Raw genomic sequence first — 22,251 nt, forward strand, 5'->3', positions numbered from 1 at the left:
TCGCGCCGGTGGCCCTGGCTGCCCAGGAGTCGTCGACGGTGACGGGCCGCGTGCTCGACTTCGCCGGGCGCCCGCTCGCCAGCGCAGATGCCTTTCTGCTCGAAACCCTCGAAGGCGGGCTCACCGACCTGGCTGGCGCATTCACGTTCACCACCGGCTCCACCGGCCCCGCTACGCTGGTGGTTCAACTGGCAGGTCACCTCGAAGTCCGACGGGCGGTCGATCTCCCCCTCGATGGCCCTGTCACCATCGTGATGCAGCTCGCCCCTGTCTCCTTGGAGCCCATCACCGTCGAAGCCGGCGCCTTTCGTCTGGGCAACCTGCCGGATGTGACCCTCAGCAACCTCGAAGTCGTGAGCACCCCGGGCGCTGCGGCCGACCTCTTCCGCGCGATCCAGACGTTCCCGGGACTTCAGAACGTGGGAGAGGGGGCGGGGCTCTTCGTGCGCGGCGGCGACATCTCGGAGACGCGCGTGCTGCTCGACGGAGCGACGGTCATCTCCCCCTTCCGCCTCGACACCGACCGCACCATCTCGTTCGGGCGCTTCGACCCCTTTCAGCTGCGCGGCATCCACTTCTCGGCGGGCGGCTTCGGGGCCGAATACGGCGATGCCCTCTCCGCGATCGCCGATCTCCAGAGCGTGGACAAGCCAAGCGCGAGCCAACTCGGCATCACCGCGGCCATCGGTGGCGTCTCGGGGGGCCTCGATGTCGATGTCTCCGAGTCTGTGGGGTTTCGCGTGACCGCCACACGCACCGACACCGACCTGCTCATGCGGCTCAATGGGAGGAGAGACGAGTTCGACGAGGTCCCCAAGTCCAACGATCTCAGCGGAGGCGGCGAGTGGGTGTACCGGGCCGGAGGGAGCCTCAAGGCCTTCGCGCTGGTACAGACCGATCGCGTTGGCGTCCGGATCCAGGATCCCTCGTATTCCGGCATCTACCGCTCCGACGCGCGCGCGGATCTGTTCGCGGTGTCGGGTCTCGACGGCTTCGGCGCGGGAGACCTGACGTGGGGCGTGGCGACCAGCGGATCCCGCAAGGACGAGGATTTCGGCGCTTTCCGCATTGAACGCGACGACCGGCTGACCCAGGCCCGTGCCAAGATCGAGGTCCCGGTGCGGCGCGGCCTCTCACTGGCAGCCGGGGCCGAATTGGAGCACCGGGACGCGGACCTGGCCGGCTCGGTTCCGGTGGCGTCACACGACAACGCGCCGGACGCCGCGACCACCGTGTTTTCCAGCCGCGAGTCGGGCGCGCGGCTCGGTGGGTTCGGCCAAATCGAGCTGCAACCCTCGAACGTGCTTCGACTGCTACTCGGCATGCGCGCCGATCGGTCGACTTTCACCGGGCGCACGACCCTCGACCCCCGCTTGTCGGCCACCTGGCGGCCAACCGACCAACTCACCCTGACCGCTGCGTGGGGCGTCTTCCACCAGATCCCCGATCCCCTGCTCTTCGAGCCGACTCTCGGGGACCCCTCCCTACCGGCTATGTCCGCCCGTCACTGGATCGGCGGCGTGACTTGGGACGACGGTACTCGACTGGTGCGCGTTGAGGCATATCGCAAGCGCTACAACTCGCTCGCCGCACGCACGAGGGACGGCTTCACGCGCGGCGCGGGAACCGGAAATGCGACCGGACTCGACGTCTTCGTGAAGGAGGACCTGGCGTTCCTGGACCTCGACGGGCGGATCGCCTACAGCTTCATCCGCTCCGAGCGAACCGACCCCGACAGCGGGCGCCTCGCCCCCTCGCCGTTCGATGCGACTCACACTCTGAACCTCGTCCTCAACCGCGGCTTCGGGGGCTGGCTGGACGTGGGCGTCGCCTACCGCGTCGCGACCGGAGTCCCGTTCACTCCCGTTGCGGGGGCGGCGTTCGATCGGGATCGCGGGTTGTGGCAGCCCGTCTACGGCGCGCCCATGTCCGAGCGGCTCCCCAGCTACGCGAGGGTCGATCTGTCGGCAAGCGTGCTGCGGAGCTTCTGGCGCGACAACATCACCGTCTTCTTTGTCTCCATGATGAATTCGCTCGACCGGTCAAACGTCCGTGAGTATCGCTACAGCCGCGACTACTCGGAGCGGATTCCCCTCAAGACCCCGTTCCCTCGCAGCATCTACTTCGGGGTCACGACCACCCTGCCATTCTGAACGTGAACAAGGAGAAGAGCGTGTCCTGTTCGTACGAACCATCGCGCCTGGCGACGCGGTTCTCGGTGGCCCCTTCTGTCCCGTCGGCCTCCTTCCTGCTGCCCGCCTTCGCTCTGCTGCTTGCCTTCGCTCTACAACTCGGCACGCCCCATTGCCTGGCCGCCCAGACTCTGGATCCCGGCGAGCTCGCCGAGCGCTTGCGCACGGGCATGGAGGAAGCGGACATCTCGGGCGATGACGACACCCTTGGGAGGATGGCGATCCTTGCCCGGCGCGCGGTCACGGCCTTTCCCGACGACGCATTGCTCAATCATTACATGGGGTACGCACTCTACCTTCGCGCCGGACGAACGATGGAGACCGACACGGGCGCGGCGCACGCGCTGCTCGAAGAGGCGGGGTCGTACCTGGAGCGATCCATCGAGATCGAGCCGATCGCGGAATCGCATGCGCTGCTGTCATCTTCGCTTGGCATGCGGATCGATGGACCCGTTTCGGCGATGAGCCTGGGGGGGGCATCGGGTGCGGCGATGGACCGTGCAAAGGCGATGGGGCCTGGCAATCCTCGCGTCAGGCTGCTGGAGGGGATCTCGGCCTTCCACGCACCGAATACGTTCGGCGGCGGTCACGAAGTTGCGCTGGAGCACTTCCTCGCCGCGATTGAACTGTTCGCGGAGGATGCACCGCAGCCGCCGCTCCCCGCCTGGGGTCACGCCGAGACGTATGCGTGGCTCGGACAGACGCATGTCGCGCTGGGACAGGTCGAAGCGGCGCGTACGGCGTATGAGCGGGCGCTGGAGCTGGAGCCCGGGTATGTGTGGGTACGAGAGGTGCTGCTGCGGGCGCTGGGGGGGTAACGCCTGCCGAGGCCCAAACTGCCTCGCGTCTCAATGGGTCGTGGTAGCCACGCACACGCACCCCGCTCACCAGGACGATCAGTCGGTGCCAGCAATCCGACTTGGGCCACTCTCGCGCCGCCCGCGCGCCAGGTCCTTCGCCAGCCGGACCGTCGTGGCCTCCGAAGGCGCTCGCCGCCGAAGCTGGGCGACGCGGCCGCCGCCGCTCAGCGAAACATGTGCCGAAGCCGCTCATTCACGTCCTTCACGCTGAACGCCTCCGGGTTGAAGTCCTCGCCCATCCACTCGCTGATCCACTCGTGTTCCTCGTGATCCGGATCGTCCCGGATTTCCAGCTTCTCCTGGAAGCCCCAGCTCCCTCCGGAGTCCTCCGGCGGACACGCGCGCTTGCCGGAAAGGCACGCCGGCAGGCGGATCTTCGGGTCGCGGGGCAAGATCTTCTGGAGCGTGATCCGGTGGTTCCAGCTGTCGCCGAAGTCGTACTCGTACTCGATCCAGTCCTTCTCCCGCTCAAGCAGATGCCTGACCCGGTATTTCCTCTCGTTGAGGTCTTTGGGCATGCCGGGTGGCGTCCAGTCGTCCACCCACGGGCCGGGCCGGGTGAAGCGCTGCTCGCCCTTGACGAACATGTGGAGATGGCAGTCCTCCCACCCCATGACGGCCTGAAGCACATCGTGCAGGCGGTCGAGAGTCATCGACGGCGACACGAGGATGCGGCGCCAGATGGGAGGGCTCGTCCCCCGCAGGACGACGCGAAGTTGGTATGTGACGGCTGGCGGCGGCATGGCTATCTCCTCTCGGCCCGGCGGCCGGACAAGTACTTGCGCGCGGCGGGGTCCGAGTCAACCTCACGCCTCCGGCTGCCCGTCCCCGTCGAAGTCGCGGGCCTTGATCACGCGGGCGAGGTCGGGCGCGGGGCCGAAGACCTGGGCGCTCCGCTCCTCGAAGGGTTGGCCGGGGCCGCGGTTCAGGAAGGCGCGGTTGGGCTCGGGGTCGCCGGGCTCGGAGTAGTTGCCGCCGTTGGCGAACAGCAGGTCGATGCGGCCGTCCCCGTCGAGGTCGGCGAGTTCGACCTTGTTGGTCCACTCGGCTGTCGCCGGAAGGAGGTCGCAGGTGGCGTCGTGTCAGAGGGTGGTGGGCATGGGAGCGGCCGCGGTGTCTCCCGAACCGGGCACTTCTTCCTGGCTCGCAGGTCCCGCGCAGGCCATGAGGACGAGCGGGAGGAGGCACGCCGCAACACCACGCCTCTGCGCCCTAATCGGTGAATCCGCCTGAGGACAAGCCGGGCTCTCGCACCTGCCGCGCGCCGGTCGGCGCGAGTCTGACGACGCGCGTTTCGGTGAGCGATTCGTTTTCTGGCAGCGGCGTCTCGCCCTTCGTCGCGCCGATCTCGGCCACGCTCGCGAGGTCCGTGAACTTCTCGGCGCCGGCCACGGCCCTGGCGTCTCCATCGTAGTAGTCGAACCACGGCAGCCCGGCATCGGCGTACCGCTTCGCCGTCGGCGGTTCCGTCGGCGGCGGCTCGCCGGTCAATGCCATCCACTGCGCGGAATTCGCGATGGTGACGAAGCAGCGGCTCCGGTGCCGCTGGTCCCAGGCGTCGAGACCATAGGGATCATCGTAGATCTCCTGCCGCATGCGCCCCCCCGGGGCGAGCCCCATGCCGGCCGGCGAAGCCACGACGAGGCCTTGGTGGAGCATGTCGACCGACTCGCGAACGCCTTGTCTGGCCACGTGAGCGGCGAGAATGGCTTCGTACCGCTCGGCCTTCATCGGGTAGGCGACGAACTGGCGGATCATCCCCTTCTCGACGCAGAAGCCGTCGAGCCAGGGCTGCCGGGGCGGCACCACGTAGTCCTGCGGGTCCCGGTTCAGGTGATTCGTCCAGCCTTCCCCGCTGACGGCGCACACCTTCCCGGCCGCGATCTTCACGGCGAACGGATAGGCGGGAACATTCGAACGGGGCCCAAAATGGATCCACATCGCCTCGGCCTGGTGCATCGGCATGAGCACGCCTCCGCGCGAGCGCCACTCCCGGGGCAGTCGCGGCGAATGGTCGTCCAGGTGGCGCAACGGGAAGTTGCCGAAGCCCGGAGGCAGGGGGTACGCCGCGCCGTCGTCCGGAATCCGCAGCGTGCGCTGGAACGAGACTGAACAGTGCGCCCTCTCGTGAACGTCGGGGAACCGGAAGTGCAGCCGGCCAGCTTCAAGCGTGATCATGCGTCGCTCCTCCTCGTGTCTTCCTTACCAGTCGCCGTCCCGCACCTCGCGCACGACGCGGAGAATGGCGTCGTCCGGCGCCTCCCTGAGCTGCCGGATCAGCTCCGCGAACAGCTCCGGCCGCTTGCGGATGATCTCCTGGAGATCGCTGGAGACCTTCCCCGCCAGGGCCAGGAACCAGTCCGGATCGGCGTCGAGTTCCTGTGCCAGCCGGAGCGTCGTGGCCTCGGAAGGGGGTGCCACGTCTCCTCGTTCAATCTTGCTCAGGTACGCGGGCTCGATCCCGATGCGCATCGCGACCTGGCGGAGCGAGAAGCGGGCGTCGTCCCGCCGAAACCGCTCGCGACGTGTCCGAACCGTCCTTCCGAATCGTGTCATGTGTTATATATAGTACACGATCAAATCCCAGTCAACGAGAACGCGTTCCCGCGGGAACGTCCCGGCGGCGAGATCGCGGACCCGGAGGACCGGTCATTAGCCGACTTCAGCCGCAGGCCGCCGGGCCCTTCGCCATCCGTCGCCGTGGTCGGGACACGCCATTCGGCGTACGTTTGAGGCAGTTCAACCGACCTCCCATGAACAACCCGGAGCGGCCCATGCCAACGACCTTCAAGCTCAACGGGGAGGCCGTCTCCAGCGACGCGCCCGAGGATGCGATGCTGCTGTGGGTCCTGCGGGAACGCCTCGAAATGATGGGGACCAAGTTCGGCTGCGGGCGCGGGGCCTGCGGGGCGTGCACGGTTCATGTGGACGGCCGGGCCATGCGTTCGTGCCGCCTCCAGCTGTCGCGGGTCGCGGGCAGGGACGTGACCACCATTGAAGGGCTCTCTCCGGACCGGTCCCACGCGCTGCAGCAGGCCTGGGTGGAGGAACAGGTGCCGCAGTGCGGCTACTGCCAGTCCGGCCAGATCATGCAGGCCGCGACCCTGCTGGCCGAGAACCCGTCGCCGACGCGCGAGGAGATCGTGAGCCACATGGACGACATCCTCTGTCGCTGCGGCACCTACGGACGGATCATCCGCGCCATCCAGCGCGCTGCGGGTGAAACCGCCGCCGCGGACGCTGGGAGGTCCGGATGAAGGCGCGCACCGACGTCTCGCCGACCCAGTCCAGACGGACGTTCCTCAAGCAGACGGGCGGGGGCCTCTCCTTCGTGCTGGTGTTCGGTCCGGCCGGCGTCACGCTCGGGCGCCCGGCGGACGCCCACGGGGCGGAGGGCACGCTCGCGGCGGACGGCTTGCCCGGGGCGGACGGACGGCCCGCGGCGGAACACGCCTTCGGGGCCTGGGTCAGGATCGCGACGGACGGCCAGGTCCTCATCTACAACCCGGCGGCGGAGATGGGTCAGGGCTCCATGACGGCCCTGCCCGTGATTCTCGCCGAAGAGATGGACGCGGACTGGGACCGCGTCCGCATCGAGCATTCGCCGGTCGAACCCACCGTCTACGGACGCAGCTGGGGCGGGCGCGGGTCCGGCGGGACGATGATGACGGTCGGAAGCATGACGGTGCGCGGGTACTTCACGAACCTGCGGCTGGCCGGCGCGCAGATACGGCGCGTACTGCTGGACAACGTGGCCCGCGAGTGGAGCGTGCCCGCCGGTGAACTGACGACGGAGCCCGGCGTGGTGGTGCACGCCTCCAGCGGCCGCCGCATCTCGTACGGCGAGGTCGCGGCCTTCGCCCGGGTGCCGTCCGAACTGCCCGAGGTCGGCGAAGCGGAACTCAAGTCTCCCGACGACTTCCGGCTCATCGGCCACTCGGTGCCGCGGCACGACATCCCCGCCAAGACCGATGGCAGCGCGCGCTACGGGATGGACGTGCGGGTGCCGGGGATGCTGTACGGGATGATCGTCCGCGCCCCCGTCCACGAGGCGCGTCCGGCGTCGTTCAACGAAGCCGAGGTCCGGGCGCAGCCGGGCGTCGTCGGCACCGTGACGCTGGACTACGGCGTCGGGGTGATCGGCGAGACCGTCGAAGCGGTGTTCGGCGCGCGCGACATGATGAACATCGAGTGGGCCGGAGGCGCGGCCGCCGAAGGGTTCGACAGCGTGCCGGCACTGGAGAGCTACGCGGAGATCGCCGGCCCGAACGGGGCCCCGGGACGCACGATCTCCGAGAGCGGAGACGCGGCCGCGGCCCTGGAGGGCGCGGCCCGCCGCTACGAAGCCGACTTCTACAACGACTACGCCTACCACGCCCAGATGGAGCCGCTGAACGCGGTCGCCGCGGTCAACGAAGCCGGTGACGGCGCGGAGGTGTGGGCCGGGACGCAGGCGGCGGACGGGGCCCGGGCCGCGGTCGCGAGCACCCTCGGCGTGCCCGTGGAGCGGGTGACCTTCCACCCCTGCTACCTGGGCGGCGGGTTCGGGCGGCGCTCGATGTCGGACTACGTCGTCGAGGCCGTGCACCTGTCCAGCGCCGTCCGGCGCCCGGTCAAGCTGATCTGGACGCGCGAGGACGACGTGCAGTACGGGGCGTTCCGTCCGCAGAGCCTCCAGCGCATGACCGGCGGCGTGGATGCCGATGGCGACCTCACCGCGTGGACGCACTGCGTGGTGGGCGACGGCGGCGGCCTGCTGTCATCGGGGATCCGGATTCCGTACTACGACATCCCGAACCAGCACATCGAGAGCCGCGCGGCCCGGCACGGCGTGCGCACGAAGCACTGGCGGTCCGTCGGGCACGGCCCCAACAAGTTCGCTATCGAGGCCTTCATCGACGACATCGCCCGCGGCGAGTCCGTCGACCCCTACCAGTTCCGGCGCACGCTCCTGCGGGACGCGCCGCGCGCCGTGGCCGTACTCGACGAGGTCGCCGACATGGCCGGCTGGGGCGAGAGTCCGCCGAGTGGACGCGCGCGGGGGATCGCCTTCGCGGAACGAAGCGGATCGCTCGCGGCCGGCGTGGCCGAGATCTCGCTGGACGAGACCAGCGGCCGAATCCGCGTACACCGTTTCTGGTGCGCCGTCGACGGCGGCATCATCGTGCAGCCGGACAACGCCCGCGCCCAGCTCGAGGGCGGCATCGTCACCGGACTCAGCAGCGCGCTGTTCGAGCGGGTCACCGTCCGGGACGGCCGGGTCGAGCAGTCCAACTACCACGACTACTCGATCCTGCGCATGTCCGACATGCCCGAAATCGACGTACGCTTCATCTCTTCCCGCGAACCCCCGATGGGCCTCGGCGAATCGGGCACGCCGCTGGCGGCCGGCGCCGTCGCGAACGCCTTCGCGGCCCTGACGGGACGGCCGATTCGGCACATGCCGTTTTCCCCGGAGCGGGTGCTGGAGGCGCTGAAGGGGTGAACGGCCGGTAGCACCGGCTCGGAGGTGTTGTTCCCCGGCCTGCAAGTCGGCGAGGATGAGATTGAGGCGACGCGAGGACGAGCAACGCGCCCCCCAGGGGTTGCGGCGTCAGGCAATCACCCCTGAGACTTCGCTCGTCTTGCACGGGAGCGTCTACCATTGCCTTGCTGAGGGTTCCCCGCTGGCTGTAGCGTGCCAACGGTTCGCGTGAGTTGGAGTCCGCTCGGCGCGCTCACAACGCCGACTCCCTTCCGCTTCATGGCTGCATCAACAACAGGAGCCCGAAACCTTTGTCAACCATCGCTCTCGACCCCGACCAGCGCGCCTTCGCCTCGGCCGCCTCGACAGCCAATATCCGTCTCTTGGCACCTGCCGGGTGCGGAAAGACCCTATGCCTTCTCGCTCGCTGCAAGCACCTTGCCGAAACTCTCTCCCCATCCGCGGCACCTCCTCGCTTTCTCTTCGTCACGTTTACGCGGGCCGCCACGGAAGAGCTACGTGCGCGCTTGTACGAGGACCCGCAGTTCCACGCTCTTCGTCAAGCTCACGTACAGCACCCCGCCGGTCTCCTAGATATTGCGACCCTGAACGCCTGGGGCTATCGCCGTATCCGTAACGCCACCTTCAGTCCAAAACTCCTCACAGACAAGACCGGTCACCATTTTGCGGTCCTGAATCAGCTTCAGCCCGTCTGGAAGAGACACTCCGCGATCAAGACCGCGATCGAAGCTGGCCGCAATCGCGTTCCGCGCCGTCTAATGGACGTAATCGACGCTTTCAAGTCTCTCGGCTTCGACCATTGCCGCCACCTGAACCTCGACGACTTCTCTCGTCATATCGACAGCCTCCACGAACAGCACCTTGCTTGGCGTCTGCAGGATCAGCTACACGAACTGGCTTTGCTCGGAATCCTCTCCACCAAATACAAGAAGGGTGGTGACGAGACGCCCCGAACCAGCAAGACCGAGCTATATCGCGTCTTCTTTCAGTTCTGGCGTGACGCCACCGATCACCTGATCGAGAGCGCAACGTTCACCTTCGAAGATCAGAAGTACTTCGCCTATCTTCACGAGCGCTCTAAGGCCGAGGAAGGTTCTTATCTTTCCGGCGCCGCAGCCTATTCGCATATCCTGATCGATGAGTTTCAGGACGTCAATCCTCTCGACCTTCATCTCGTGAAGGCGATAGCGATTCGGAATCGGGCGACTATTACTATAGCTGGCGATGATGATCAGGCAATATTCGAATGGCGTGGCGCCTCACCCGAGTACATCTTGCAGCCGGAATCGTTCCTCGGTCGGCCTTTCGAAACGCACACTCTGGGTGTCAACTACCGATCTCCAGAGAATGTAGTTCGTCACGCTCAACAACTGATCGAGCACAACACCCGTCGCGTCGCCAAGCCGACAAGATCTTCCGGGGTTGCACCGGCAAAGATCGAAATCCTCGAAACAGAAGATCTGGTTGATGCGCTGCGTCATGTGTACGCCATCGTTCGCCATGCCGTTTCTCGAGAAACGGGGCGCAACCAGGTGGCAATCATCGGGCGTAAGAGGAGCCAGCTCATACCCTATCAGGTCTTTTTTGCCGCCGAGGACGTGCCGTTTTGCGCCGCCGAGGATCTGCAGATCTTCCTCAGTGACACGTTCGATCGGTTGCTGGACCTGCTTCGAATCAAGACGAGGTCCGGCTTCAATGTGGGAGCCGGTCAAGCAACTGAGGATGCGCTTGCGTTGTGCCGCTTTGTTATGCGTTATCCGCTCAGCAAGAAGGATCAGAATGCGCTGAGACAACACTTCAGAGTGGCACGCCCGACTTCACTCGGAGCCACGATCGAAGCCTTGAGGGCCTACGAAGGACCTCTGAAGGGAAAAAACGCGAACGGTGTAGTGAATCATGCCATGGCTGACTCTCTCTCGTCGTTCGTGCGTGCGGAGACGGTTTCTGAGACGCTACTGGCGCTCGGAGAGCATTTCTCCGGACTCCAGAGTGATTTCGGAAAGGCAGAGGACGATATCTTCTTTCTGGATCCTCCATTTGCGTTCTTGGCAGAGTATGCGGAGAGCCAAGGTGATGACTACGATGCCTTCGTAGAGGCTATCGAACGGGCGAAGGAGAAGCTGGTTTACGTACCACCCTTCCAGGACCAGGAGGAGGGGACAATAGCAGAGATCTGGAGTCGACCCGTGCACTTGATGACAGCACAGCGCGCCAAGGGAAAGCAGTTCAACACGGTCGTACTGCTTGATGTGGTCGAGGGCATCTGGCCGATCGTGAGACCGGAGCAAACTTGGCAGCAGTTGGAGGCCGAGCGCCGGATCTTCTACGTGGCGTTCACGAGGGCCAAGAACGAGATCGTGCTGCAGGTCACGAATCCCTTCCGGGGCGAAGAACGTATGCTGTCACGATACGTTGAGGAGATGGGATTGGAGACCTGAGAATCCTGCTTCACGAGGCCGCAACGGCGTGGTCTCGCGCCCACAGCCAATCCAGCTCGGAAAAAGCCAGTGCGCGGTCGAAATTGCGGATGTTGTCCCGAACGTTGAGGACGAGACAGCGATCGTTACCGCCGTTCTTCGGCCCCCGCATACCGCGACCGATCATCTGAAAATAGAGGTTTGGGCTGTAGACGGGCCGTGCGACCACGATAGCGCGTGTCTTCGGCGCGTCGAATCCCTCCCGAAACACGGCGTAGTTCACGAGTGCCTGGATGTCGCCATTGCGGAATTCTTCCACCACGCGCCGTCGCGTGGAGACTTCGGTCTGTCCGCTAACCGCCCGCGCGCGAATGCCCCCTGTGCTTAGGAGGGCGGACAACATTCCCGCGTGCTCCACCGAAGTCGCGAAGATGAGGGTCGGCCACTCCGGGAGGATGTACCGCCTGTAGCCGTCGAGGATCCGTGTGGTCCGATCGGCATCTCGGGCCAGGCGATCCTCGGCACTCCGTGGAAGCCAAGGCGCCGCTCTCATGGCGCTTATCTCATCGGAGCTCAGGCTGAAGTCGCCGCCCTCGATGGTCTCGTGATCGACCTCGGCCAGAACCTGACCGTCCTGGAGTTCCTTCACGATATATTCGGGGTCGCCGCGCGCGAAGGCACCGTGATCGAGTCTGTTGCTTGCGTATCGTCTGGCGAGCCACTCGGTCTCGTCCGCGTTGTAGCCTCGGTACGGAGTTGCAGTGAGGCCAATCAGGAACGGTTCGTGCGACCGCTGCCAGCGGGTTAGACCGAGTTCCTGCATCACCGACGTGAACGTAGGAGCAATCGAGCGGTGCGCTTCGTCGAACACGATGATTCCGATGTCACGCAGAACATCATCAGCGGGCTGCTGGCGGCTGAACCTCGCACGAAGAGTTTGGATCGTCGCGACCACGACGTGTGGGCCCGGAATCCGCTCGGGGGTCCGCTGACCACCCCAGAACCGCGATATGTGAAGGGCTTTAGGGGCTCCTATCCTCGACCACACCTGCATCCATGACTCAACCGCTTGCTCACAGAGCTCATCCCGATCCGCGACCCAGAGGATTCCGCTGTCCAGTTCGCCGTCTCGCATCTGTTCGACCAGCGCCTGAACCGCGACCCGCGTCTTCCCGGATCCCGTGGGGAGGCTAATCATGCCGCGTCGCTTGGCGCCATCAGCCGCGCCGTGAAGAAGAGATCGGACGTTGGAGACGATGGTCTCTTGGTAGCCGTGAAGGGGTGGAAGCCGAAACGGTCCTGGAACCCGCACACAAGACTCACGCCGCCGGTCTCGTTGCCCGGCCCATTCGATCGAGAACCCCAGTGACTGAACGAACCGGACTGCGGCCGCAGAACCGGCCCACTGCCGTGGCGGGTCCAGATCGTCCAAGGCCCATCTGAATTGCCGCAGCGCGTCGGTGTGGTGTGTCGCGATGACCGCCTCGGCGACTACAATCTCGTCGAGCCGACCCTTCTCCCGTTCCAAGATAGCGAGCGCCGATTCGCCTAGGCCGACGCGCAAGTTGGTCTCCCCAACGGCCTTCAACAGACGCTGCGCATCCGTCTTCGCCATCCTGACCGCGGCTCGCCGCTCCTCGATGTCGTCAGCGGATCGGCGCTCCAGGATCGACTCCAGTTGGCCCGGATCGATCCGTAGCGCGAGGCGCTCGGCCACGAACCGTAGTTGTTCGGCCTCGTCTTCCACTTCGGCGGTCAGGTATACCGCGCCGGAGTGGAGCACGCATTTGCGCTCCTGCCCCGCAACGGCGATGTGATCGCACCGTCGAAGCACCAACTCCGCCTGATCCTCACGCAAGCACTCCTTGAGCCCGGGCCAGGCATCCAGTAATGGAACCGGATCTGACGGCCCTGAGACGACGGGCGGGGGCTCCGTGAGGCTGAACACCGTCTTGATCTTGTCGGCCTCGGGGTGCGCCAGTAGAACGTGAAGAGCCGCCTTGCTCCAAGGGCGGGAACCTAGAGCCTCTTTCAGCAGAACCGGTCCTCCGGCGGTCTCGACCCAGCCGTACCGACGTAATATCGCCACGGCGGGAGATGCGAACCTCAGTGGCGGGTATTTTGTCTGGGTCTCGTGACGCATGGTCCACGATTCATAAGTGGAATCCAGCGACAGCAACGCATTCGTGAAGCGAGCCGCTCCCGAGGGCGACAGGCGACGAAGTACGTTCAACGGGCCGATCCCGGACGTGCAGTCGAAATGGACACGATTCTCTTGGGGCTTGGTTCTCACGTTCGGAATCTTCCGGTCCCGAAACCTAATGCGTCGATCCACGTTGTACTCTCGAAACCACGGATCAGCAGAGACGTCTTGGTCCGCCTGCGGTTCCGCTCGGACTCCGAGACTTTCCAGCAAAGTCAGATCCGGCGCGTGATATTCGGTGTCCACAGTGACACCTGCATCGGTATCGTCACTCGTACCGACGATAACTCCCGGCAATAAGACCGAATGGACTGGGGCCCACGTCTCTGCCAACGTGAGCACGTATGGAGCGTGCTCCCGGCGCCGGTGGTTTATGGCTCCCACTGCGTCAGCGAGCGAAACCCTTCGTGACAATTCCCAGAATCGTGGCCACAGGTACTCCTTCCCGGCGGGGTCCGATTCCAACGCGAACGTCGCGCACCCATCAAACTCGCTTATTGCAGATGCCCCTACGATTCCTAAGTTCTCCAAAGCCGCGCGGGTGTCAATATCCGAGGCAAGAGCCTCGTGTACCTCACGTGCCCGCGGGCCCATTTCCTCAGTGCCTACGGAAGGAAGAAAGATCTCCTCCGGATCCGGAAGGTGCATCTTGCCGTCCTGACCCAGCACGATGCGTCCATAGGCCTCGGGTCGCTGTGGTCGCATGGAGCGGGGGATGAGAGCGGCAGTACGCACGGCAGCCATTGAGGCCCGTGCTAGATCACTCCCTTGTCGACCCTTGACGAGGGCTTCAAGCCAATCTGCTATCGTGGCCCGTGGAGCCATCCGGGGTCGCCACCTTGATTGCGCCTGAGTCTCAAACAGGCGATCTATCTTCGCCAGTCGCTGCGACGTGATAGCTTGCGTGTGCAGCCAGTCGCACGGACGCCCTCTGTGCTGTGCCCACTGCTCGAAGGGCGTCCTGTCCCAATCTCGCCCGCCGCTGGTCAGTTCCCGCGGTGGGTATCGGATCTCCCGCAGTTTTCGGAGAACACCGTCTTGGTTAGGAACGACATCTCGGTCCGATAGCGTGGCGAATAGTAGCTTGCGGAGTAGCTTGCTCTGTTCAGAATCCCCAGGGGCCTCCTTGCGCGGCAGCGCGTCCAAGTGCCTCGCGGAGTCGTCCTCGGAAGACAGGTGAGGCAGGCTGTCTGCGATCAACCCCGCGGCAGCCTCAATCAATTCTTCATTGTACGGCCCCGGAAGCAGATTCTGCCGGTCTTCGTTCGTCTTCCAAGGTGCATTGAGAATGCCTGAGACCAGACTCGCCGTTCGCGTCGGAAAGAACGCCCAGAAGTATCCGGTGTCAGGCGACTTGGTCAGGGGGACCGCCCAGCGGATCAAGCAGCTCCGGGCGTTGTCGAGCGACCTGCTGTCCTCGCGCGCCCGGTACGAAAGTGTGTGCTCGCGATCGAACACCTTCCACTCGCTGGCACTATCGCCTTGCAGCAGCGCATATTCGTCGCCCCGTCGCTCGGTTGCGAAACGGCGCGACTTTGGCCTCTCCCAATCGAATAGCCATAGGGATCGCACATGCTCGACGAACAGCAGGAATTCGCCCGGGAAGCCTTCCATCTGTAACACCAAGTCTTGGCGCACGTCAGGCTTCAGTGGAAGTCGAACGATGTTGTTCGCCCACTTCATCAGCTGATTCAGCACTTGGTCGTTTCGGCAGGCGACGTGCGGATCGAGGGGTTCCGGGAGGCGGAGGGTCGGAAAGCTTGTCGCTACGGGAGCAACTTCTGATATTCGCCGGCGAGCAAGTTCCGGATCGAATCGAAACGAGCCGAGGCGACTGAAGAACTCGGGAGCACTGCTCACACCCAACACGGACTTGAAACCAAGTCCGAACCTCCCAATTTCGGCCGTGCCGCGTTTCGGCGACATGTGCGAGAACTTCAACGCGGTAACACCGTCCTGGTCTATTGGCCGACCATCGTCCGCGCAGTAGAGGTGCGATTCCGTGAGTTGGATCACGATTCGTCCACCACCGGCCGCACTCGCCAAGGCATCAGCGCCATTCTGGACCAGCTCGAACAGCTGACGATGCGCGTACCCACCCCGTGCCGTGTCCTTTTCCTGGTTCGCGTGCTCCTGCACCAGCTTTGGCTGGCTGCGATAAGCTTCCAGCGTCTTCTTGGAATCGGCAGCGATGTAACGAGCCAATTCACCGTCAAGCCCGATCCAGGAACTAGTCTCAGGAGTCATGTTGAGGGAAGTCCATGTCTTTGTCAGAAGTTCCCGCCTGCCTTCCTCGCGGGGACGAATTGAGGCGAAGCAGCTGTCGCGAGGAGAAGCGAGCGAGCAAAGCGCGTACCGATACCACTGGCGGCACCTAGGCTAAGGCTATGAGCAACGGGCCCCAACGGAAACCCTGGGGCTGCCTGACCCCGATCCGACGCGATCAGGTTCGTCGGTCTTCGCCCACAGACGTGTCCGTGTTCTCGCATATGCCCCAAGGCCGCCTCCTGACGTCTCGATCTTCGCACCTGCTGACGGTGAGGTACGCCGGAGATACTCTTCTGGCGTCCGGATCCACACCTGAGTCCAGGGGGAGGCTACTGTATACGCCGACGCGGCACGGAGGGAGCGACAAACCGAACGATCATGGCGTCTACACTAACTTGGCTGGACTACTCGGAGCGCGACCGGCGTCGCGCGTTGGACGTCATCGATCTGTTCCGGGAGACCGGGACGGTCGACGAACTCGGGCTGGCGGGGGTTCGCAACAGCTTTTCGGATCTTTTCTTCCCCGGCACCAGCACGATCCAGACTCGGGCGTGCTACTTCCTGCTCGTGCCATGGACGTTGCTACGCCTCGAGCGTTTGCGGATCTCATCGAGCAAGGCCGCTGCGAGGGCTCGGCGGGCTGAACTCAACCTCAACAGCCGGATGCTGGCGGGAGGCGACGCGCGGGGGGTCTTCGGGTCCCAGGCGGGGAACGCTCTAAAGCGGCTTCCGAGCGAGGTCTATTGGGGCGGGCTTCGAAGCTGGGGGATCCGCACGTTCTCGGGCCACAAGTGGGCCTACTTCCGATCGCTTGACGGATTCTACCGGCGCGGAGCCCAGTTCCGGGGTACGCCTCGAGATCCGGAGGGGAGAAGCGCGCCGCCGGCGAACTGGCACCCTCACCTCCCCGCCCCTCCGTCGGGCTTCCCGTACGAGAACGTCTCGGTTGCACTGCGGCCTCAGGACGCCGAGTACCTCCGAGAGAGGATCCAGGCTCGGCACCCCGAGAGCCTGTTGGCCGTGCTCGCAGGCCGCGCCAATCCGGAGGACCTCGACGCCGATCGACCGTGGCAACTCTCCCGCCTCAGCGAGATATCGCCGGTGCTACGGGAGCAGCTTCAAGACGCCGAGTTATTCGCCGTCTGTATGCAGGGAGCGGCCCTGCTCTACAACCTCATGCTCTCCGAGAAGCAGGAGCATGAGCAGCGCGTGGAAACCTACCGGAGCGAACTGGGGGACTGGACCGCCGACGTGGAGGCCCTCGGATCGGAGCTGGCGGATTGGCGACTGGACGGGGTGTGGAGCGTCGTGCGGGCGCAGGGCCGCTCGGTCGGCTATCCGACGCAGGCCTTCGTGACGCGCTGGATCGACGACCTGAAGCGCGGTGGGCCTGAAGCTGTCGTCCCCCAGGACTCCGCGGCCCGAAATCTCGTCCGGGAGCGCGAAACCCAACTCAAGCGCGGTCGCGCGCGGCTGACGAGCCCGCGGCACCTCGAGCTGTGGGGAGGACGATCCGGCACCGGGCGGATGAGCTATCGGTGGGGCGGGAACCCGCAGTCCGGAACCAGACTGCTCCTCAAGGACATCTTTGACGGGCTGGCGCGGAGCGAGGGCGATGCTGGGAACGCGTGAGAGGACGCTCCTTCTGGAGAGCCTGCGCCCGCCGCCCGGCTACCGCCTGCGTCGCGCCGTGGGGACCAGCTACACGCTGGACCTGATCGCACTGCTGACGGCCCCTCTCGCTTTCACCTTCTTCGACGCTCACGACGAGGACGGCGCGCCGGTGACTGATCCGGTGGCGCTGCTCGAAGCGCTGCGCCGGCACGCCGAGAACGTCACGCTTTTCTGCCAGGCCGGTGCGATCGCGGTGCCGAAGCCGGAGCAGACGCTGCTGGCCTATCTGGAAGGCTCGGTCATCGAGGTGCAACCGCCCCGCGCGGAAGGGATCTTCCACCCCAAGCTGTGGGTGCTCGCCTTCGAGGCGGACGGGGCGCCGGCGATCTACCGCGTGCTGTGCCTCTCCCGCAACCTGACCTTCGCCCGGTCCTGGGATACCTGCCTCTCTCTCGAGGGACGGCTGATGGACCGGCAACGCGGCTACTCGAGGAACAAGCCGCTGGCGGATCTGCTTCTGGCCCTTCCGGGGCTCACCACCCGTCCGATTCGAGCCGAGTTGCGCGAGGATCTCGAGCGGATGGCTTACGAGGTCCGAAGGGTGGACTTCCGGCCGCCCCGGCCCTTCTCCGACTTCCGCATCCACCCCTTCGGGCTATCGCGCAGGCGCGGGTGGCCGTTGCCCGCTGCCTCACGGAGCCTCGTGATATCGCCGTATCTCGTCGGCTCCGTCGTTCAGAAGCTGGTGCGGGAGCATGGGCTCGACGTGCTGATCTCCAGGCCAGAGGCGTTCGAGGAAGTCATCCGCAGTTCGGGGCGCGAGGCTCTCCCGAAGACGTGTTACGTGCTTTCGCCGGGAGCCGACCTCGACTCTCGCGAGGCACAGGAAGAGGAGGCGGAGCAGGAGCCGAATGGATCACCGCCCGTTGACGACCAGGTCGAACTCGCGGGCCTCCACGCCAAGCTGTTCCTGTTCGAGAACGGTCGGGAGGCGCGGCTGTTCACCGGTTCGGCGAACGCGACGGCCGCGGCCTTCGGGCTCAACGTGGAGGTGCTGGTCGAACTCGTCGGGCGGAAGAAGGACTGCGGCATTGCCTCGCTGCTCGGCTCCGAAGACCATCCGCGGCTCGAAACCCTTCGATCGCTCCTCCAGGAGTACACGCCTCCCAGCGACCTGGGACCCGAGAAGGACCCCAAGAAGGACCTCGAGAGGAGGGTCGAGCGATTGGCTCGCATCCTTGGGGCCGCTCGCCTGACGGCGACGGTCCGCGAGGTGGACGCGGAGCAGCGCTGGGATGTCACGTTGTCGGGAGAAATCCCGGAGATCCCAGGTAGCGCCGCAGTCACGGTATGGCCGGCCACGCTCTCCCCGGAGGCTGCCCAGCCGATCATGGGCCCCGCCACGGCCCAAGGTGAGTCGGGCGGTCCGGCCGACGGGATCGCCACCTTCAGAGGGATGTCTTTCGAGGCGTTGACCGGATTCTTCGCCTTCGAGATTTCCCTGCGGGAAGGATCGCACGCGGTGCGGCAGCGGTTCGCGGTCACGGCCGAGTTGGTCGGGGCGCCCCAAGACCGGAAGGAACGCCTGCTTCGATCGTTGTTGAAAGATCGGCGTCGCGTACTCAGGCTTCTCCTCCTGATCCTGATGGACGAGGGCGCCGATGTGTCGGCATTCGTGGAGGCGGCGGGCGATAAGGACGCAGCGTCCCGGGGGCCCTTCGGGGGATGGCGCGAGGCGGCCCTGCTGGAGGCGCTCCTGCGGAGCCTGAGTCGCAGCCCCGACCGCATTGACGAGGCCGCCCGGCTGATCGCCGACCTCGCGAAGACACCGGAGGGGAGGGATCTCCTGCCGGACGGCCTGAACGAGATTTGGGAACCGGTGTGGCAGGCTCGAAAGGCTGTCGAATCATGAGCCGACGGGAAGCGGGCGAGCGCCCGGACACCAACGCCGTCCTCAAAGGCCTCAAGGGCTTCCAGCGCGACACCGTGGAGTATGCCTTCGAGCGGCTCTACAAGGCCCCCGACTCGACCCGCCGCTTCCTGGTCGCCGATGAGGTGGGTCTCGGGAAGACGCTGGTGGCCCGCGGCGTGATCGCGAAGGCACTCGATCACCTGTGGGACGGGCCTCACAGGGTCGAACAGATCGACGTCGTCTACATCTGTTCCAACGCCCAGATCGCCCGACAGAATGTTCGCCGCCTTCAGATCGGGGACAGCCGGTTCGTCCGAGCCGACCGGTTGACGTTGCTGCCGCGAGAGATCCGGGGCCTGCGCGGGAACCGGGTGAACTACCTCGCGCTCACGCCCGGAACCTCGTTCGACCTGAGGAGCAGCATGGGACGCCGGGACGAGCGGGTCCTCCTCTATCACCTCCTGCAGCGCGTCTGGCCGGATCTACGCGCAACGCCCATGAACCTGTTCCAGGGGTACGTGAGGAACACGAAACACTTCCGCTGGGAGCTCAAGGAGTTCAAGCGCTGGCAGCATCTCGACGTGGACCTCGCGGAGGCGTTCAAGCTCCGCGTCCACGAGGAGGGCGAGGGGCTTCGGGAGCGTTATCTGGACCTCTGCAAGCGATTCCGGCGGTCCAGGAAGCGGATCCCGGGGGACGATCGCTGGAGGCAGGCCAAATTCATCGGCTGGCTGCGTTCGCTGCTGGCCGAGGTCTGCGTTACGGCGCTGGAGCCCGACCTCGTGATCCTCGACGAATTCCAGCGCTTCAAGGACCTCCTGGACGGAGAGGATGCGACTGCGCAGCTGGCGAGACGGCTGTTCACGTATGCCAATCCCGAGGAAAACTCGGAGGTTCGTCTCCTCCTGCTCTCGGCGACGCCGTACAAGATGTACACGCTGCACCACGAGAGGGCCGAGGACGATCACTACCGTGACTTCCTGCGGACCGTCGAGTTCCTCGACCTCAGACTCAAGGAGAGGGGCACGCTCCGGCGGCTGCTGGATGACTACCGGCAGGCGATGTACGGGATCGAGTCCGGGACGGAGTCGCTGGAGCGGATCAAGGGAGAGATCGAGGCCCAACTCCGGCGGGTCATGTCGCGTACTGAGCGACTGCGGGCCTCCACGGACGCCCAGGGGATGATGCGCCAGGTACCGAGCGCGGGACTGCAACTCACCGCGGAAGACGTGGGGGACTTCCTGTCGCTCGAGAAGATCGGCCGAGAAGTGAGACAGCCGCAGGTCCTCGAGTACTGGAAATCGGCTCCGTACCTGCTGAGCTTCATGGACGACTACAAGCTGAAGACCGAGGTCGTCGCGAGGCTGGACACGTCGTCGGAGAACGGGCTCGCGAAGCTCCTGACCGACAGCGGGCGGGCGTTCCTTTCGTGGGAAGATGTCGAGGCCTACGAGAGGCTAGACCCGGCCAACGCCCGTCTGCGCAGCCTCCTCGAGTGGATGGAGCGCGGCGAGGCGTGGAAGCTCCTCTGGCTGCCCCCTTCACTTCCCTACTACGCGGAGTCGGGTCCCTGGAAGGCGGCGCGCGAGCAGCAACTCTCCAAGCGCCTGATCTTCTCGACCTGGGCGGTCGTTCCCAAGGCCGTAGCGAGCATGGTGAGCTACGACGTGGAGCGCCGGATCTTTCGGCGGTTCGACGATTCGGTCCGCAACACGCCGGAGGAGCGCAGGAAACGCCGTCCCCTGCTTCGCTTCGCGTACTCGAACGAGCGGCTTACGGGCATGCCCGTGCTCGGAATCCTCTACCCGAGTCCGAGCCTGGTGGAGTTAGGCGATCCCGTTCCGATACCGGAGGGCGAGGCGACTCTGGCTGACGCGGTTGGCCGCGCCCGAGCGCGACTCGAACCGCTGCTGGACAGACTCACGGAGCCGTATCTCGACGCCGAGCGCGAAGACGAGAGTTGGTACTGGGCGGCCCCGATCCTCCTCGATCTCGAAAGGTACGGCGAGTCGACCAAGGAATGGTTCAGTCGCCGGGACCTTCCGAGGGTCTGGAACGGAGCGCAGGAGGATGAAGACGAGGGCTCCCGGTGGGTGGACCACGTCAAGGAAGCGAAGAAGCTCGTTGACGCAGGGGTCGACGCAGCCGTTCGCGGATCGTTGGACCTCGGGCGACCCCCCAGGGATCTCGCGGAGGCTCTTGCCACGAGAGCCGTAGCCGGTCCCGCGACGAGCGCGCTCAGGGCCCTCACGCGTGCCTCGGGCTCGGATACCTGGGCGACCGCCCCCGCCCGCGACGCGGCCGCCCGCATTGCGTGGAGCTTCCGGACGCTGTTCAACGTCCCGGAGGCGACGGCGCTCATCCGAGGCGAGCGGCCCGGGGATGAGACGCCCTATTGGCGCCAGGTCGTCGACTACTGCGCGGCGGGCAACCTGCAGGCCGTGCTGGACGAGTACGTCCACACGCTACGGGATCTCGAGGGTCTGTTCGCAGCCGAAGACGAGGAGGCCTGGGAGAGGCTGGCCTTGGCGGTGGCGGGCGCGCTGTCGCTTCGTACAGGTGCGCCGCGCGTGGATGAGCTCCGATCCGCCGACGATACCGTGCGCATCGAGCACCGCCGGCTGCGCAACCACTTTGCCATGCGCTTTGGGGCCCAGGAGCGCGACGACGGCAAGGCAGGGGCGCGCGAGGGACAGGTGCGACAGGCGTTCAACTCCCCCTTCTGGCCCTTCGTCCTCGCGTCCACGTCGGTTGGCCAGGAGGGGCTGGACTTCCACGCCTACTGCCACTCGGTCATGCACTGGAACCTGCCGTCGAACCCCGTCGACCTCGAGCAGCGCGAAGGCCGGGTGGACCGCTACAAGGGCCACGCCGTTCGCAAGAACGTCGCGCACCAGTACGGGGCGGAGGTCCTCCCCGGCGACTCGAAGGACGTGTGGCACGCCCTGTTCGAAGCCGCCCGGAAGCAGTCAGCGGATGGGGGTGGGCTCGTGCCGTACTGGCTCTTCCCGCTCGAGGACGGCGCGTACATCGAGCGGCACGTGCCGGCGCTTCCGCTGAGCCGCGACGCGTCCCAACTCGAAGCGCTCAAGCGGTCCCTCGCCGTCTATCGGATGGTGTTCGGGCAGCCGCGGCAGGACGATCTGATGACCTTTCTCATGGAGCGCTGCAGCCCCGAGACACTGCGGGAGATTGAACCGTCTCTGCGGATCGATCTATCTCCAACTCGTGGACGCCGACCGAACCTCTGAGACGGTGTCTCAAACCTGCCCGGCCTAGCTGCGGCTCAAGGAAGGCGCC

Annotated in this window: 12 protein-coding genes and 1 pseudogene; 8 read left to right on the forward strand and 5 right to left on the reverse strand. The window is 65.5% G+C overall.

Translation table 11 applies throughout. The features are described from left to right. Positions 1-38: 38 nt before the first annotated feature. Together ACOOHF_RS17315 and ACOOHF_RS17320 are read left to right on the forward strand one after the other, a co-directional pair. Positions 39-2,153 carry a TonB-dependent receptor gene (locus ACOOHF_RS17315; protein ID WP_420462665.1) on the forward strand — a complete coding sequence of 705 codons (2,115 nt, stop codon included), beginning with the start codon at positions 39-41 and terminating at the stop codon, positions 2,151-2,153. A gap of 20 nt (positions 2,154-2,173) precedes the next feature. Further along, a complete protein-coding gene (locus ACOOHF_RS17320; protein ID WP_420462666.1) occupies positions 2,174-3,010 on the forward strand; it encodes a tetratricopeptide repeat protein in 837 nt (278 codons plus the stop codon). A 206-nt stretch (positions 3,011-3,216) separates the two neighbouring features. On the opposite strand, the gene ACOOHF_RS17325 is transcribed toward ACOOHF_RS17320, so the two are convergent. The 4 genes and pseudogenes from ACOOHF_RS17325 to ACOOHF_RS17340 all read right to left on the reverse strand — a co-directional run bounded on the left by ACOOHF_RS17325 (position 3,217) and on the right by ACOOHF_RS17340 (position 5,608). Beyond that, positions 3,217-3,795 carry a plasmid pRiA4b ORF-3 family protein gene (locus ACOOHF_RS17325; RefSeq protein ID WP_420462667.1) on the reverse strand — a complete coding sequence of 193 codons (579 nt, stop codon included), beginning with the start codon at positions 3,793-3,795 and terminating at the stop codon, positions 3,217-3,219. A gap of 63 nt (positions 3,796-3,858) precedes the next feature. Next, a pseudogene (locus tag ACOOHF_RS17330) lies at positions 3,859-4,059 on the reverse strand (FG-GAP repeat domain-containing protein); the annotation flags it as partial. A 205-nt stretch (positions 4,060-4,264) separates the two neighbouring features. Continuing rightward, positions 4,265-5,230 (reverse strand): hypothetical protein, encoded by a 966-nt coding sequence (locus tag ACOOHF_RS17335; protein WP_420462668.1) that lies wholly within the window; start codon positions 5,228-5,230, stop codon positions 4,265-4,267. A 24-nt stretch (positions 5,231-5,254) separates the two neighbouring features. Beyond that, positions 5,255-5,608 (reverse strand): helix-turn-helix domain-containing protein, encoded by a 354-nt coding sequence (locus tag ACOOHF_RS17340; RefSeq protein WP_420462669.1) that lies wholly within the window; start codon positions 5,606-5,608, stop codon positions 5,255-5,257. Positions 5,609-5,826: 218 nt separating this feature from the next. On the opposite strand from ACOOHF_RS17340, the gene ACOOHF_RS17345 reads away from it, so the two are divergent. From ACOOHF_RS17345 to ACOOHF_RS17355, 3 genes are all read left to right on the forward strand, one after another. Next, positions 5,827-6,309, forward strand: a complete 483-nt coding sequence (locus ACOOHF_RS17345; RefSeq protein WP_420462670.1) for a (2Fe-2S)-binding protein — start codon at positions 5,827-5,829, stop codon at positions 6,307-6,309. Beyond that, positions 6,306-8,537, forward strand: coding sequence for a molybdopterin cofactor-binding domain-containing protein (locus ACOOHF_RS17350; RefSeq protein WP_420462671.1), 2,232 nt, complete (start codon positions 6,306-6,308; stop codon positions 8,535-8,537). The genes ACOOHF_RS17345 and ACOOHF_RS17350 overlap by 4 nt, the downstream gene beginning before the upstream one ends. 290 nt (positions 8,538-8,827) lie before the next feature. After that, positions 8,828-10,975, forward strand: a complete 2,148-nt coding sequence (locus ACOOHF_RS17355; protein WP_420462672.1) for a UvrD-helicase domain-containing protein — start codon at positions 8,828-8,830, stop codon at positions 10,973-10,975. 10 nt (positions 10,976-10,985) lie between these two features. On the opposite strand, the gene ACOOHF_RS17360 is transcribed toward ACOOHF_RS17355, so the two are convergent. Beyond that, the gene (locus ACOOHF_RS17360; protein ID WP_420462673.1) at positions 10,986-15,404 is read right to left on the reverse strand and encodes a DEAD/DEAH box helicase family protein; all 4,419 of its coding nucleotides are present in this window, start codon (positions 15,402-15,404) and stop codon (positions 10,986-10,988) included. Positions 15,405-15,803: 399 nt separating this feature from the next. Between ACOOHF_RS17360 and ACOOHF_RS17365 the strand changes: the two genes are divergently transcribed. From ACOOHF_RS17365 to ACOOHF_RS17375, 3 genes are read left to right on the forward strand one after another with little or no spacing between them, the layout of a single operon-like run. Continuing rightward, positions 15,804-17,057, forward strand: coding sequence for a DUF6361 family protein (locus ACOOHF_RS17365; protein WP_420462674.1), 1,254 nt, complete (start codon positions 15,804-15,806; stop codon positions 17,055-17,057). Then, a complete protein-coding gene (locus ACOOHF_RS17370) occupies positions 17,041-18,951 on the forward strand; it encodes a phospholipase D family protein (protein ID WP_420462675.1) in 1,911 nt (636 codons plus the stop codon). Before ACOOHF_RS17365 ends, ACOOHF_RS17370 begins: the two co-directional genes overlap by 17 nt. Further along, positions 18,948-22,202: a helicase-related protein gene (locus ACOOHF_RS17375; protein ID WP_420462676.1), complete on the forward strand. Its 3,255-nt coding sequence runs from the start codon at positions 18,948-18,950 to the stop codon at positions 22,200-22,202. The genes ACOOHF_RS17370 and ACOOHF_RS17375 overlap by 4 nt, the downstream gene beginning before the upstream one ends. Positions 22,203-22,251: the final 49 nt, after the last annotated feature.

The organism is Candidatus Palauibacter sp. (assembly GCF_965216145.1).
Lineage (GTDB): Bacteria > Gemmatimonadota > Gemmatimonadetes > Palauibacterales > Palauibacteraceae > Palauibacter.

Bases quoted from the DNA above. Each gene is read 5' to 3' on its own strand.
- ACOOHF_RS17340 (WP_420462669.1), bottom strand. From the start codon at position 5,608: ATGACACGATTCGGAAGGACGGTTCGGACACGTCGCGAGCGGTTTCGG.
- ACOOHF_RS17370 (WP_420462675.1), top strand. From the start codon at position 17,041: ATGCTGGGAACGCGTGAGAGGACGCTCCTTCTGGAGAGCCTGCGCCCG.
- ACOOHF_RS17350 (WP_420462671.1), top strand. From the start codon at position 6,306: ATGAAGGCGCGCACCGACGTCTCGCCGACCCAGTCCAGACGGACGTTC.
- ACOOHF_RS17335 (WP_420462668.1), bottom strand. From the start codon at position 5,230: ATGATCACGCTTGAAGCTGGCCGGCTGCACTTCCGGTTCCCCGACGTT.
- ACOOHF_RS17345 (WP_420462670.1), top strand. From the start codon at position 5,827: ATGCCAACGACCTTCAAGCTCAACGGGGAGGCCGTCTCCAGCGACGCG.
- ACOOHF_RS17375 (WP_420462676.1), top strand. From the start codon at position 18,948: ATGAGCCGACGGGAAGCGGGCGAGCGCCCGGACACCAACGCCGTCCTC.
- ACOOHF_RS17365 (WP_420462674.1), top strand. From the start codon at position 15,804: ATGGCGTCTACACTAACTTGGCTGGACTACTCGGAGCGCGACCGGCGT.
- ACOOHF_RS17325 (WP_420462667.1), bottom strand. From the start codon at position 3,795: ATGCCGCCGCCAGCCGTCACATACCAACTTCGCGTCGTCCTGCGGGGG.
- ACOOHF_RS17360 (WP_420462673.1), bottom strand. From the start codon at position 15,404: ATGACTCCTGAGACTAGTTCCTGGATCGGGCTTGACGGTGAATTGGCT.